This is a genomic window from Paenibacillus sp. FSL L8-0708 (genome assembly GCF_038009325.1).
GTDB classification, from domain to species: Bacteria; Bacillota; Bacilli; order Paenibacillales; family Paenibacillaceae; genus Paenibacillus_AQ; species Paenibacillus_AQ odorifer.
In genome coordinates this window covers 3104072-3118192 of record NZ_JBBPBC010000001.1, presented here as the reverse complement: position 1 = coordinate 3118192, position 14121 = coordinate 3104072, and the positions used below count along the sequence as shown (strand labels likewise).

16 protein-coding genes and 1 tRNA gene are annotated in these 14121 nt (G+C 38.9%); 7 read left to right on the top strand and 10 right to left on the bottom strand.

Annotation, left to right across the window (positions count from 1 at the left end; all coding sequences use genetic code 11):
• Nucleotides 1–63: 63 nt before the first annotated feature.
• A complete protein-coding gene (locus NYE58_RS14700; RefSeq protein ID WP_076129113.1) occupies nt 64–276 on the bottom strand; it encodes a hypothetical protein in 213 nt (70 codons plus the stop codon).
• A 99-nt stretch (nt 277–375) separates the two neighbouring features.
• On the bottom strand, nt 376–1449 hold the full coding sequence (locus NYE58_RS14695; protein ID WP_076277992.1) for a site-2 protease family protein: 1074 nt from the start codon (nt 1447–1449) through the stop codon (nt 376–378).
• Between the two features lie 160 nt (nt 1450–1609).
• Between NYE58_RS14695 and NYE58_RS14690 the strand changes: the two genes are divergently transcribed.
• The 6 genes from NYE58_RS14690 (at nt 1610) to NYE58_RS14665 (ending at nt 8941) form a co-directional block, all read left to right on the top strand.
• Nucleotides 1610–2866: a copper amine oxidase N-terminal domain-containing protein gene (locus tag NYE58_RS14690; RefSeq protein ID WP_341002207.1), complete on the top strand. Its 1257-nt coding sequence runs from the start codon at nt 1610–1612 to the stop codon at nt 2864–2866.
• Nucleotides 2867–3028: 162 nt separating this feature from the next.
• Complete coding sequence (locus tag NYE58_RS14685; RefSeq protein ID WP_036686108.1) at nt 3029–3331, top strand: hypothetical protein; 303 nt, start codon at nt 3029–3031, stop codon at nt 3329–3331.
• A 152-nt stretch (nt 3332–3483) separates the two neighbouring features.
• Nucleotides 3484–3555 (top strand) — tRNA-Val (locus NYE58_RS14680).
• A 1756-nt stretch (nt 3556–5311) separates the two neighbouring features.
• On the top strand, nt 5312–5563 hold the full coding sequence (locus NYE58_RS14675; protein ID WP_076219399.1) for a DUF3951 domain-containing protein: 252 nt from the start codon (nt 5312–5314) through the stop codon (nt 5561–5563).
• 192 nt (nt 5564–5755) lie between these two features.
• Complete coding sequence (locus NYE58_RS14670) at nt 5756–6286, top strand: GNAT family N-acetyltransferase (RefSeq protein WP_076219398.1); 531 nt, start codon at nt 5756–5758, stop codon at nt 6284–6286.
• Nucleotides 6287–8113: 1827 nt separating this feature from the next.
• Nucleotides 8114–8941 carry a hypothetical protein gene (locus NYE58_RS14665; protein ID WP_076189826.1) on the top strand — a complete coding sequence of 276 codons (828 nt, stop codon included), beginning with the start codon at nt 8114–8116 and terminating at the stop codon, nt 8939–8941.
• Between the two features lie 162 nt (nt 8942–9103).
• Here the strand turns inward: NYE58_RS14665 and NYE58_RS14660 are convergent, their stop codons facing one another.
• The 4 genes from NYE58_RS14660 to NYE58_RS14645 form a co-directional block, all read right to left on the bottom strand.
• A complete protein-coding gene (locus NYE58_RS14660) occupies nt 9104–9430 on the bottom strand; it encodes a YolD-like family protein (protein WP_076279830.1) in 327 nt (108 codons plus the stop codon).
• A 12-nt stretch (nt 9431–9442) separates the two neighbouring features.
• Nucleotides 9443–9781 carry a hypothetical protein gene (locus tag NYE58_RS14655; RefSeq protein WP_341002206.1) on the bottom strand — a complete coding sequence of 113 codons (339 nt, stop codon included), beginning with the start codon at nt 9779–9781 and terminating at the stop codon, nt 9443–9445.
• On the bottom strand, nt 9744–9941 hold the full coding sequence (locus NYE58_RS14650; protein ID WP_305953709.1) for a hypothetical protein: 198 nt from the start codon (nt 9939–9941) through the stop codon (nt 9744–9746). The genes NYE58_RS14655 and NYE58_RS14650 overlap by 38 nt, the downstream gene beginning before the upstream one ends.
• Nucleotides 9942–10358: 417 nt before the next feature.
• Nucleotides 10359–10598, bottom strand: a complete 240-nt coding sequence (locus NYE58_RS14645; protein WP_076189823.1) for a hypothetical protein — start codon at nt 10596–10598, stop codon at nt 10359–10361.
• Between the two features lie 134 nt (nt 10599–10732).
• Between NYE58_RS14645 and NYE58_RS14640 the strand changes: the two genes are divergently transcribed.
• Nucleotides 10733–11692, top strand: coding sequence for a hypothetical protein (locus NYE58_RS14640; RefSeq protein WP_081387674.1), 960 nt, complete (start codon nt 10733–10735; stop codon nt 11690–11692).
• A gap of 33 nt (nt 11693–11725) precedes the next feature.
• Here NYE58_RS14640 and NYE58_RS14635 read toward each other — a convergent pair whose 3' ends face one another.
• The 4 genes from NYE58_RS14635 to NYE58_RS14620 form a co-directional block, all read right to left on the bottom strand.
• Nucleotides 11726–12160 carry a hypothetical protein gene (locus NYE58_RS14635; protein ID WP_081387675.1) on the bottom strand — a complete coding sequence of 145 codons (435 nt, stop codon included), beginning with the start codon at nt 12158–12160 and terminating at the stop codon, nt 11726–11728.
• Between the two features lie 53 nt (nt 12161–12213).
• Complete coding sequence (locus tag NYE58_RS14630; protein WP_076219631.1) at nt 12214–12489, bottom strand: hypothetical protein; 276 nt, start codon at nt 12487–12489, stop codon at nt 12214–12216.
• A gap of 79 nt (nt 12490–12568) precedes the next feature.
• Entirely contained in the window at nt 12569–13159 is a 591-nt protein-coding gene (locus NYE58_RS14625) for a DJ-1/PfpI family protein (RefSeq protein ID WP_341004266.1), read from the bottom strand.
• A 5-nt stretch (nt 13160–13164) separates the two neighbouring features.
• Nucleotides 13165–13956, bottom strand: a complete 792-nt coding sequence (locus tag NYE58_RS14620; protein WP_076141723.1) for an AraC family transcriptional regulator — start codon at nt 13954–13956, stop codon at nt 13165–13167.
• Between the last annotated feature and the right edge of the window lie 165 nt (nt 13957–14121).

Sequence of the window (14121 nt, the reverse complement as noted above, 5' to 3'; positions counted from 1 at the left end):
TATTATATAAAATAATGACTAGAAAGAAAAGCCTACACATGGAATCCGTAACCTCTCAGTAGACTAATCCACAGAATATACTTCTTCAGGGATTGAACGGTTATATACGTCTTGCATCACAGGTGACAACGGAGGATACTGACTTTTAGATTTGCCATCCAGATTGGTCATCTCATTGATTTCGATAACTTTTGCGGGTTTCGCCGTAGAACACCCCACTACACCCAGCAGTAACAATAGGCAAACGCCGACTTCCCATTTCACAATTTTAGACATAAAAAAGCTCCTTTCATCGCAGCTGCATTTATACTCACTACAGCTTTGACGATTCAGGAGCTTTATAAACAATAGGAGCTGCTCATTCCAGTTTCCCTCTTAGAGATTGACGTTTCCAACCAAATGGACTAAATACATCATCCCAACCAAAAAGCCTGCTAAAACAAAATAAGCTGTTCCATATTTCCAGCGTGTACTGGCTGGCACATCGTAATACTTATCATTTTCGTACACGGTACAGCTGATGTCACATTGCATTTTTAAATGAAGACCATTCTCTAACGTTACTTGCTCCAGCTGCGAAATTCTTACCTTTTCAATAATACATTGCTGTGGCAGTGTAGCTTTGCCATAATAATTCAGCTGGTCCCATCTGACCACAACATACTGCTGTCTCTCTAGATCACTGTAGGTAGTAAAAGGTAAATCCCGGCGATGCTCAGCTCCTGGAATCATGTAACCCGCCTCTCGCAAGGGCTCCACGGGAATTAAGAACCCCTTAGTCACAGACTGCGGCCGGTTGTTGTTACGTTTTTTCACATATTTATTATACAGATCGTAAGCAAACATTGCCCAGATGATAAAGAACAAAATCGAACGCAAGTAAACGATTATAGCTAAGCCACCCACCAGACCCACAAGCCACAGCCAGCGCGTAACTGCGGTAGCAATACGTCCACCGTCTAGCGGATGGATTGGCAGCAGGTTAATCAAATTAAGCAATAAGCCTATATAAGCCAGGGAATAAAGAAGTGGACTATCCATATAATATGCCGCTCCAAACACAGCAGTAGCCCCAATAGTACCCAGAATCGGTCCGCCAAAAGCAACATACGCTTCTGTCTTCGCATCCAGCGGATGTTTTTTCATAGTAATTAACGCGCCTAAAAAAGGAATAAATAACGGAGCGCTGACGGGTAACCCGATCCGCTTAGCGGCTATAACATGTCCCAATTCATGAACAAGCAAAAGCAGGACAATACCTATAGCAAACCCCCACGGATAAATCAAAGCATATGCCCCTATCGAAACCATCATGGAAATTAACGGCCCGGCAATTTTACCTATTTTCAGCAGAGACAAAATCGCCTTTCCTTTTAACAGGAGCATGGCGGCTCCGCCCCCCAACCATTTCAGCGGAGTAGAAGTATTCTTTTTCTGCTCATTTTGCATTTGCGGCAAGATCACAAGCTCCTTTATCTTTCAATTTTAAGAAACTACTGTACAGTTCCATCTATCTTATCATAGAAGCATTAAGGATATTTCTACAGTGAGCCCTTCGGAAAGTATACGACGCAACTTTTAGAAACGTTTCAGCGTCAAACCAACTATCATGGATAAATTTTACTGCCAGATAAAGAAAGGGTTGGCTAATATGCTCTCTTTTCACTCCAAAGCTTGGTTATCCGTCTTAATGCTCTCAACACTTTTACTCCCTGCCACCATGTCAGCAAGCTCTTCATTAACTGTATCGGAGTCCTCTGCGCTCGCCCAAGCTTCCTCTGCTAATACTTCGCAAGTATACTACCAATTTGGCATTCCTGGTGGAAACATAGGCGGACCTGCGCTGCTCAAAAATGGTGTAATCTACGTAGATGTTCGGGGGATCGCTGAACAAGCTGGCTTAAAAATGGAATGGGATAAATCCGGCAAACGTGCTCTGTTCAAAGGCTGGACTAAAAGTTTTGCTGTTCGAATCGGGAGTCAAACTGGCGTGCTTGACGGGAAAGCGGTAGATCTAGGAGGAATACCTTTTAAATCCAAAGAAGATGGGATATATGTGCCGGCCCGTTTTATCGTTAAGGCTTTCGAAGGCAGCCATCTCCGTCTGGACTCCACAACGAACACACTTTTAGCAGATGATCTGAAGACCTACAATGTTTTCACAGAATCCTTTGGAGGGCGTACCTATATGCTGGTCAAAGCTAATGGTGATTTATATGTCTCACAAGGCAAGGATACGGTGATAAAACTCACTTCACTCCAAACAAACTTTGACTGGGCAGGAATGAAGATCGAGAAAACGGCGGGGGGTCTGCTAGTCATTAAGATTATTGATTCCTATGGAGAGCCTCATATTAATACACGCGAAATCACACTCATATTCAAAAATGGTGCATTACTACGCAAGGCCACATTCGCTTACCAGTTCAGAGGAGATGCGGATTTCAAACCTTATGATGGCAACCTCATCTTGCATGATGGTAATACCTTACGTTTCATCCAAGACGGCACAGGCAATGTAATAGATACTCTTGATCTTGTAAAGCTGGGTGGCGAGGAAGATGCTTACTATGTAGAAAGCATTGATAAAGAAATCATACTGCTTCGTGGAAATCAGAATGGATTGCTAACCTTAATCGACCGCCAAACAGGCGAGCGAACCCTTTTGTATAAGGAGCTACTCACAGCAAAGGATCAGGAATATGCGGAAAATAACGATGTTCCTTTTAAAGGAGATACTTTGAAATTCGTAAAACGGAGCGGTGACAAATTGTATTTTATAAATGACTCTCCGCTTACTGGCAAAAAAGAAGTTATCTACTCCATTGAAGCTCATTCCAATAACTCCAAGAATAATGTTGATTAGAAAGTACAGCACAAGTATGTGTATTGATTAAAGAACTAATCGAATCCTCCTCAGTGATTATCCCTGAAAATTAACCTTCCTACATATAGGCAAACGCCGTGAACGTTGTAGGCTAAGGACCATAGACTGTTATCAGGATTGAAACATTCGAGGAGGATATCCATGGAATCAAATACAAATTTTCATCAACAGGTCGCTTGGAATTGCATGAATAAATATGTAGGTATAGTAACGACTGATGGTCAATCCTTTGACGGCTTCATCGCTCACGTGGATCAGAACTATATCACCCTTGCGGTTCCCAGCAATGAAATGGTCGATCGTATGAACGGAATGCCTGCCGAGCAGTCGAACTATAGACAATTCGGGTTCCAGCCCGGCTTTTACCCAAGACGCCGCTTCTATCCACGCCGTATCCCTTTTTTCGGAATAAGCAGTCTATTTCTACTCCCGTTTTTTATCTGACTCGGTGCAGGGGGATGAACGGTCATCCCCTTTCTAGCTATTTAACTACTTAATCGGAGAAAATTAAGAAGTAAATACAACTCTACATCTATATTGATTATAAAAAAGAATTGCCATCCTACTCTATCGTATGGTATTATAAATTTCGTCGCAGGACGGTAGCTCAGCGGGAGAGCACTATCTTGACAGGGTAGGGGTCATGGGTTCGAACCCCATCCGTCCTATACTGAAAAAGCCTTATTATATAAGGCTTTTTCTTTTGTTCAGAGATCTATAGGTTGTAAGAAAAAGCAAAGTGGTGCCATTATCGGCACCACTTTTTTTACCCCCTGTAACCGTTTTAGAAATACATCCTTGGATACTTTTATCGTCTTTCCGACCCGCACGATATGAAATTGACCCGAGTTTAATAGTTCATAGGTTTGAAGTTCACCTTACCAAGTATTTGTTGGATTTCCTTCGCTGTGAGTACAGAGGGATAATTAGAAGTAGTCTTATGTGTTTATTCAACCACCTTAACTTCCACTGATCTCGTCATCGCCTTTAACGTGGAACTATACAAGTTCCTTTTTAGATTCCTTAGTTTGCTTATTGAAGTGTGCTGCTATTTGAATTTTTATTCATAATTGCTCCTCTCAAATTTGGATTTTATAAAAAAATAACGACTGCAGCTAGTGCGATAATTGAAGCAACATATATAGCGGTGCTTTGTGGACTAGCTACACGTTCCATATATCTTTTCCCCTAATGCTATAAGTGTTGCCCACGGTTGCATGATGGTTATCGATTTCATGGTTTTGCCTCATTTCTTCATTGTATTTTCAAATAAATTGAAGCAATGTTAATAATGATTTATTTTCCAACCGATAGTAAAAAGAGAATAAATAATACATAAGGAGAATTTGAAATGGAATATATACTCATTGGTATTGGAATATATGCACTACGTATACTTGTTCCAATTTTTGTTGCTAGAGTTATGTGGAAAAAGAAATCCGAAATATGGAAGATTGTTATTGCTGTCATACTGACAATTTTCCTCCCTTGGTTGGGTTTAATTTATCTCGTCATCAATCGTTTGAGGTCACCCGGCATCCCCCGATTATAATATCTGCATTTGTACAACCCCTGACGCTGAGCAACTTGTTTGCGTAATTGTTCTTTCTATACATACTGGTTATTTGTCCTCTCCTTTATATAGGAGAGGGTGGTTAACCCTCTACCTTCTTCAGATATTCAGTCGCAAACCCGCCATTAAAAACCTTCCAGCAACACTACCTCTGATGCAAGTCCCACGGTTCCGATTTCACCGTCCATACCTTATCCTTGTTTACTTCCTTCCAAGCTTCGTATCATGTATGCATGATTAATTTGTCTTCCGGTTTCAGTCCTGATTTCTTGAACTTTGGTTATTTTTCCATTTCGTTTATCTCTCCTTATTGGCTATGTCCGATTATTGGCGCGTTCTCTCCATGCTAATCTGCGGAAATACTTGCGTGTCTCTGATCCTTACGGCGGGTTCGTACTAACCTGACCTGCCGAGAGAATTCCTATTCTATCTCCTCGACCTCTGAATTAGATGTGCTATACGGGTATCCTCCGTCCCATCTGCCAACTAGAAGTGAAGGTGTGCCCATATGACCAGTTACGTTGATATTCGGAGGAGAGACATCTATCATCTGTTTTTACACAATCCAATTCTTCGTTCCAAATGCGATGAATCACTCTTCCCCCGCAGCAAGGACACTTATCGCCGCTCACCATGCTGTAGCTACTATATTCCCACCGATCGTACTTGTCGGTTCTTTTAGGGCAAACTCCCGATCATCAGATTCTATAAGAGAGGAGAGCTATTAACCCTCTTTGTCACTGTATATTCCTACTGTGCATCAAATCTCAGTCGAATGAATAGTACGCAGCGGCCTGAATCTTGTAAATATTAACATTTGATTATAAAATCAAACAAAGGCGGTGTTAACAATGAGATTAGTACTGTTCATGTTGGCTGGAATAGGCGCGATTTTCTATCTTTCATTAGGAATCATCATTGTAAAGGTAATCCTTACAAGAAAATTACCAAATAATAATTACACTCCATTTGACTACATCACGGCCCAATCTCCTGTTGAGTTTCACGATGAGAAAAAAGAGATAGAAGAAAATGCAGACCATGGTGATGATAAGGACAAAAACATTATTTCATTATCAAAACGACGACCTTCTCTTCCCTGATGCACAATAGGCTGCTACTTCGTCATGACCTTTGGAGGGACACTCCTACTCCTTGAATGATCTGTATCTTCGTACTGTGACATAAAAAAACTCTTACGTTATAATAGTGTTGAATTAAATATTGAAGGGACTGAACTATGCGCAGATATCGATATCTTAACCCCAAAATAAATAGATAATGGAGGTAATATATTGATTACAGAAATACAAACCGAAAGACTAATATTACGAAAAATGAAATTATCTGACTCTGCTAGTTTGTTTAACATTTGGTCTGATCCAGAGGTTACAAAGTTTATGAATATCAATAGTTTCACTGAGGAAAGCCAAGCAGTAGAAATGATTAAAATTCTTAATAACCTGTCTTTGGAAAACAAAGCTATTCGTTATTCCGTAATTGAGTTAGAATCAAATCGCATAATTGGTTCCTGCGGTTATAATTCTATAGATTCTTCAAATGCTAAAGCAGAGATTGGATATGATATTGGTAAAGATTATTGGGGCAAGGGATATGCTCCTGAGGCCATTCAATCTCTGATGGATTATGCGTTCAATACTTTAAATTTCAACAGGATAGAAGCAAAAGTCGAACCCGAAAACAATAATTCCATAAGAGTTTTGCAAAAGTTAAACTATACATTCGAAGGAACAATGAGAAAGTGCGAAAAGTCCAAAGGAAAGTTTATTGATTTAAGCATTTTCTCAAAATTAGTAACAGAGTAACTTTTAATGAGTGGGCCTACATTTTTATGGTGTAGGCTTTTTATTTACTATATTTTCACGTTGCTCAACTAAATGAATAGTTTGCGTCTACTTCGTCATAGCCTTTGGGAGAGGAGGGTTACTCCTACTCATTTAATGATCTGTATCTTCGTACTGTGTATTAAGTAGAGCAACTGTTATCACATCTTCCAAACGTAGAAGGCTAGACAGACTCTCCTAGCCTCTTTTTTTGAAACCAGTAAATTAACACCTCTTTACCGAAAAGATATTCACAAAAAATCTCGGCACAGCCGATTCCGGATCGAGCTTAGCCGCCTCTGCCCCCTCTCGGGGGCAAATGTTTGTCTGTGTCATGCCTTTTCGCTCCCTTCCTCAGCCTTCCCCACCGTGCTACTTCAAGACCGTAGTGTTTTTTTTGATAAAAGCGATATGACGATCAATTTTAATATTAGGAAGCCTGTCTTTCAGGTACTCGGGTCCCACGTGGCTAATTGATTCCGGTGGACACCAAAAGGTGAATTCGCACCGTATCCCTTTTTTGTCTCATACTGGATATGACCCCCTATGGTATAATTCAGGAAATTACATCGAGGTGATTTAATGAATCGTAGAACAAAGGTGATTATCTGGATGTTTGTTGGATCGGTAGCTCTATTGATCCTTTATTTCTATGGGCTAAACTATATGTTTCGCTATTCTGCTACTTAGAGGGTGGTTAACCCTCACAATCCAGTGTCTTTTTCATTCTTCAAACTTCTCGCCTGAATAAATGAACTTCGCTAGATCCGATGAGTTATAGGTGAAATAATTCATGCATTTCTCTATTTCCAATCTCGCCTATCCATGCCTGCCTTGATCTGTGCTTGAATATCTTTGACTTGCTTCAACGTTGTAGCCTGATCAACTCTTCGGTTCTGAAGCTTAGTCTGCACTCGTCTGATCTTTGCTTGTAACTCCCTTACTTCCGATCTGTATAAAAAGCCACGTACTCATGCTTGCAATGTGGGCAAGTAAAGTACGTCTTCTATATGGCTCCTGGTAGGTTTGCTGTTTGGAAGCCGTTCACCTCGAATAGTTTAATTACAACCTTCGTTACAAATGGCTGACTGCAAAACAAAAAGAGTCGCTTTTCTGCGGCTCACCTTTTGAATAATTTTTATTTCTTTATCATGCCGCTTAAGCTATTACCTGACTTTGCGAAAAATAGTTTTCCCCATATTAACAAAATTGTCCTCTGTGTCTACAAGAGAAACAAACCTTCTTTGAACCTTTACTAAAAAATCAGGTTTTGTTGACGAAATCGAATTTCATGAAGGTCCAAGAGCTCCTCAACATATATTTCAAATACGTTTTATCTTCGTATTGTTCATCAATTCACTGGATTACTTGGGGCTGTTCAGTTTCCACAAAATATATCATTAACCTTCCTTGTTCCTTGTTCCTCCTTCCAGATAATCTGTTATAAATTCATCGTCGAATCCGCAACGAGTACAAGGTTTTTGCTTTTTTGGCTCATGCTGGTTGCGACTCCTCTTATGAAATAAAACATATGTAACACAATCCTTAAAATGGTAGTATTTGATAAACGCGATTATTACAATACAGTCGAATCAAGCTCATCTGAGATCGTGAAGTAAGGACTTTCAGCTAATACAGTGCCATCAGGCCAAAGCTTACCCAGGCACACATCATGACGCAATAATGGATAGATTTACTTTATTGGTCCCTATTAATCATCTATTTTTTATATGGAGCACTTAATTGACCATCTATTGATTACATTGTATAATACAGGTATATTATGTAAAATAAAGGTAGGTGAGGCCGTTGGATGGAAATATCGATTTAGATTTAGATATAAATCTTCTAGATCTTGATCCAGCCGTAAAAGTTCTTAAAATGATATATTCTTTTGAAAGCTGGCCCAATCTTCTAAAACTAGCAGATACCTTTTTCAACCGAATAACTCAAATTTATAATAATTACACACACAATAATGAACTGGAGCTAAAACACCAACGACCTTTAATTTATTATTATGGATACAGCTTACTTATGTTGGGACTAGCCCACAAAGAAATCGAAAATTATGATAAAGCTCGAACTTACATTAAAGCTTACAGTGATTTGAGTTGGTTCAAGGGATTAGATGCTGAAGGATTAAATGAGGTAGCCTATTATAAGTACATATCAGAGCCAAATCTCTTAGAAGTAGAAGTGCTTTCCGGAAATATTCAATTCATAGATCGTTATGTTTCTTTCCTTTTATCCAACACTAAAGAAGTTCTACCGGGACTGATAACTTTGTTAAAGACAGCTACTAATTTCAATTTAAACATTGAATCTCATTTAGAACTTTTCTCTAATAGTATTTCAAAATTTGAGGATACCGCTGCTGATGAAATTATAATAAATTCCTACCAAGAAACTTTTTTTATTAATATGATCAGATATAAAACAAAAATTCAAGATTATAATACAGCTATCAAATATAGCATGAAATTATTAGATTCTGCAGAGGTCACAAACTCTGATAAAATCTTTAAACAAGCAGTAGTATACTTCGAATCATTACGTTCATGTGCTGATGCTACTCAGATTAAAGATTTTGAAGAGAAAATAATAAATTTCAAAGAAAGGGTTGAGTCTCTATGAAAAAGTTTGCCGTCTCTTTATTGTTGGTCCTCACTATCGTCAGCATTGCGCCAGCACTGCCAAGTACCTCACCAGTGGTCTTATTCCACGGAGCAGAACATTAATATCAGAAGTACAGCGCGGGTTAGGAGATTGCTCCTAACCTGTTTTTTATGAAGTGCATTATGTAGTTATTGCAATAACATCCTCCATCTTGAACCAATCCCACTCCTCCTCCGACCAGCGGAGTTTAATTCCCTGTTGTTTATCCAGTTTCATCACAATACCTCGTTTTAATATATTCTCCATGGGATCAAACAGAGTGAGTGTAATCGGGCTGTGCTCTTCCATCGAACGATATAACAATATTTCAAAGCGCTCTATCTCCTGTAGATCTAGAGTGGGTTTTTCACGACGTTCCTGCTCATTATTGTCATCTATAATCCGGTTTTTATGTTCGGGCAATATCATTCTGCTACACTCCCATACGTTCTCTAATTTTTTCATCATGAAGCTTCCCTCCTAATAATCCGTCCAGTAATTCGTTTTACTACCATCTATCCCCCACTGGAGCTCTTGTGGCTCTGACTTTCTCTTTTTAAACCTAGGGTCAATCCTTTCCCAGCCTTCAATAATTCGGGCGCTCTCGGGTGGAGTGTGTGGGGTCCATTCTATATATTTTTCGTTAACTAATTCCCTAAGCACACTAATGATCTTATCTGGTGTCCGTCCACTCTTGATCTCTAACTCCTGTAGAGTTGGCATATGAGCATGATGCACGGCAGAGTGGCGCATGATCATTAGTAGCTTTCGGGCGGTGTCACTAAGCATAGCGCTTCTTTTGCACAGGCTGCCAAGCAAGAATATTAGCCTCCAGAAATACGCGCGGTGCTCCGGTTGATAAGCAAGTTGCGCGAATATATCCCCCACGAATCCCTTTCACATCAATTTTACGTTGAGATATCTTACCTGATTTATCTTGGTACACTATTTCAATGGTTTGACCCATACTTATTTGCATAATTACTCACCTTCCAAGGATAAGAACGTTTGTTTGTATTATAACCAAACGTACGTTCGTTAATCAATGTAAAAATATCCCGCCAGGCATGAATTATTACATACAAAGTCATCGCCCAAGTTTATAATTTGTTCTATAAGCATTTATTGCATTTCCGCAAACAAACTAAGGAGTATGAGTGTTTTTTATATGTTATAGGGGGAAACGAATATTAGGACCGATGACTGAGGCTGAAGCTATGCGTGAATGGTTTACACTCTCCGGTACAGTGAAGGAGATTTATATTATTGAGGTAGATGAGAACGATAAGGTAAGACGCCAGATCGGACCCACAAAGAAGAAAAAGAAATAAGTATAAAGTAGAAAACGTAAAAACACCCCGCCGACCCATTAAGGTTGACGAGGTTGTTTTAATTTTCAAAAAGGAAACTGAGTAAGCGAGACTATTAACAATACAATCCCAACAATCGAGGATAGCACAGCCATTTTATCTTTCGTTTTCAAATACAATGCCGCTCCATTAAATATTAAAGCTCCGCACATCCCCAGCATAGTCCAAGACACTATCACTTGATCCTGGCCGCGGAAAAATGTGATTCCCAGGATGATTGTTGCTGCACTGAATAAAATACCGCACACTCTTAGTACTTTCAGCAAAATGCTCACCTCCGACAAATAAAACACGCTAATCTAATATATTGGTTCCGCCATAAATTATAATTCATAGATTACTATTCCTATATCTGGTAGAATTAATTAGCAATTATTAGCAGATTTAGGGGGATATAAAATTGAACAAAAAAGCTTTTTTATGTATCGTGGCAACTATTGTAATCCTTTCAGGATGTGGTAGTTCCACAACAAATTCAGAGAAAAAAAATACAACGTCTACAGGAGTTATACCGTCCGAAGCAACAGCCAGCCCTTCAGAGCCCACTCCTGAGCCAAAAAAGAAACTTACAGCTTCCGAGAAACTGGCTCTCAACTATGTGGAGATTTTCCTCAATGGTTCAGATATCGAAGCGAAAAAGAAATTCGTATCCGAAAATATACTTCCAGATGTACAACCCATTTTCCAAATGGCTGAATCTACTGAGACACCCGAGAATAATAAACTTAAGAACCCTACAGTAATTGAAACAGCTGATTATACGGACAAAGATGGCGGAAAAGATAAACTCGTGCTTATCCAAGGTGAGAAGTCTTCCTCCAATAGCGAACTTATCATTTTTATTAAAGATGACAAAGTTGGTTGGGGGTATTCGTCTAATGACAAAGATAAGGATGCATTTAACGAAGTGAGAAAACTCTTCAAGGAACCTGTAATTAATACTTCAGATTCAGGTAATGCAGGTACAACTGAACAGTTTCCTGAAGCGATGCTTAAAGAAATCAGTAATTTTGTCGTTTCAGATATTTGGAATGATGGATTTGTTGATATCAGCTGGTATGCAGGTTCAGGAACTGGCTCTACGGGTGAAACAATAGATATAGATTTTACAATCGAGCAATTAGGAAAAGCTATGATTCAAAAAATGGAATACGATAGTTATATCAGCAACCTTGATGCAAAATATGATTCAATTAAAAGCATCTGGGCTAAGCTCACGGGTGAGATGGATCGTATGTACAAACAAATCCAAGATACGCCTCCTATTGCAAATGATGCAACCACCAAAATAGATACAGGATTATTCACCCAGTACTTGGAAGCCTTTACTGACGAGGTTAACAAATTACCTAATACTTAGATTAAAAAATAACGTCCCTGCCGGCCGCCACGGTTAGCAGGGATTTTGTTCGGCTTTAATGGCTTGCGACTCAAAATAGTAATCCACCAGAGCATAGATGAAACCAGCAATACCGAAAAAAATAATAGCTGTACTACTATTCAAATGGTATTCCCGTATAAAGCGTTCATCGTACACCTCGTAAAAGAAACCATATCCCGCAATACCACTCAATAAGAATATCATTATGCGGTTTACTAAAGGATTAACTATCTTTCGAATAACCCATGATAAAGGAAGCAGTATAACCGGGTAAAGAAGAACTGAAAAGAGGAACACCAGAAAAATAAAAGCAAACCCAATGTTTTGAAAACCGTAATATTCTGTTGTACTTATTTTAGTTCCTTCCCAAAGCTCCAATCCAAAGGCTGCCAGGGTGAATAAAATCGTCGAAATAAACCATAACATTATAGGCTTAACTGCATGCAAAACAATCCCACCATCTTTATGCTTTTTATACTTACAGCCGATTTTTCAAATCATCATTTCGCACTTGGTTCTATTGAGGTTAAGAATGGCTTTTGCCCTATTCTACTATTATATGAAATAAAGTACTCCTCATTTACATCTATTAACTTATATATTCCTTTTGGGATTGTGACTGTATTTTGATCACCGCTCATATTTTGTATTACTATTTCTCTTTTATTTACTGACACTACATTAACAACAGCTGAAGTCCCTGCCATCAAAAAGTACCATATAATAAACAAAAAAATGATCATGGGAAGTAGTGAGAATACTTTACGATAGTTCATATCTATTACCTTACACCTCTATTTATCGCCTTAATTATTTCACTTTGGATATTATATCATTAATTCCCATATATTATAGTTATGATTTCCCTTTGGAAGGGTTAATTGTCTTGTAATATGGGTAATCCATCTTCTCTTGAACTTCTTGAACTACATTTTCATTAGTAAGCGATTCTATGAAATATAAACCCAGATCAATCGAAGCTGCTACTCCTCCCCCAGTAAAAACATTTCCATCCCTTACGAACCGTTCCTTAACTACTTCGGAACAATAAGGTGCTAATAGTTCATATGCAGAAGGATTGGTAGTCGCCTTCTTCTGATTTAAGAAACCGGCAGCTCCCAAAATCAAAGCTCCTGTACACACTGACACCTTGTATTCAACCTCTCGGGCAGTCTGAATCCATGTTATAAAATTAGTATCGAATCTAAGTTGTCGAGTCGATAACCCTCCAGGGATAAATATCAAATCATAGGCTGAAAGATCAGGGGAAACCTGGTTTATTTTCATCGTCAATCCTCGATCATCCGTGACTTCTTCCTTGTTGGAACAAAAATCCCACGATACATTTTCTATCGCCTTTAGAACTCCCATCCGGGTAACCGCATCGTAAAAACCAACAAAATCTAACGTGGTCATCCCATCAAATAGAATATAAGCCATCCTCATCATTTTCATTCTACACACTCCTTCGATACTTTTCGGCGAAATTCATTGGGGGTGATCCCGTATTCATTTTTAAAAACACGATAGAAAGAACGCAAACTGTTGAATCCGGAATCAAACGCGATATCCGTGACCGGATGGGTAGTGGATAACAGCAGCATATGAGCAAAGGCTACCCGTTGGCCATTGATGTAATCACGAAATGAAATGTGAAACTGCTCAGAAAAGATTCGGGAAATGATAAATTTACTAATGCCAAGCTCTCTTGAAAGCGTATTCAGATTTATGTGATCTAAAAAATGCATGTCGATGTAAGCTAGGATTTTGGGGACGAGATCCATTTCTTTTTTGTAGTCTACTTTTTTCATTAGCAGTAACGGCAGCGCGTGCCCTAATACTACAGAGGTATAAGCCTTGAGCAGACGAACATCACATTGTTCTTTATATAGTTTATACAAGGTTGCCAACAGATCTTGAAGCACCTTTTGTTTCGAAACTATAGGGTTATCCGGAACATGATTAAGCAAATCCCCTGCAAAATCCCCCGGAAAAGTAGCGTCAAAAAAGAACAGCAGGATCTGGCTTTTCTCTAGAGTTTTGTAGCTGTGAGGTTGATTGGAAAAAATAATCGCTATGTCTCCTTCAGACAAATCATACTCTTTTCCATTGATGTTGATATTGATTTTGCCGGACAAAACCATTGTTATCTCTACATTTTTGTGTAGATGAAGAGGATAAGTGTTATTGGTAGAAATAAAGGAGTGAAACGCCTGGTCACGATGCTGATATTTAATATTCATGTTTTTCTCCCTATCGTCATGGAATGCCAAGCACTATAGCTACTGTAATACTAAGAACATAATATGAATTTGTTCGTTTACGCAAGAACCAAAGAGCAATAGTTGGCACAAAAAAAGATTTTTTTGGCAGGTAAATACGCCCTAAAAGTTTTAAAGTATTACCAG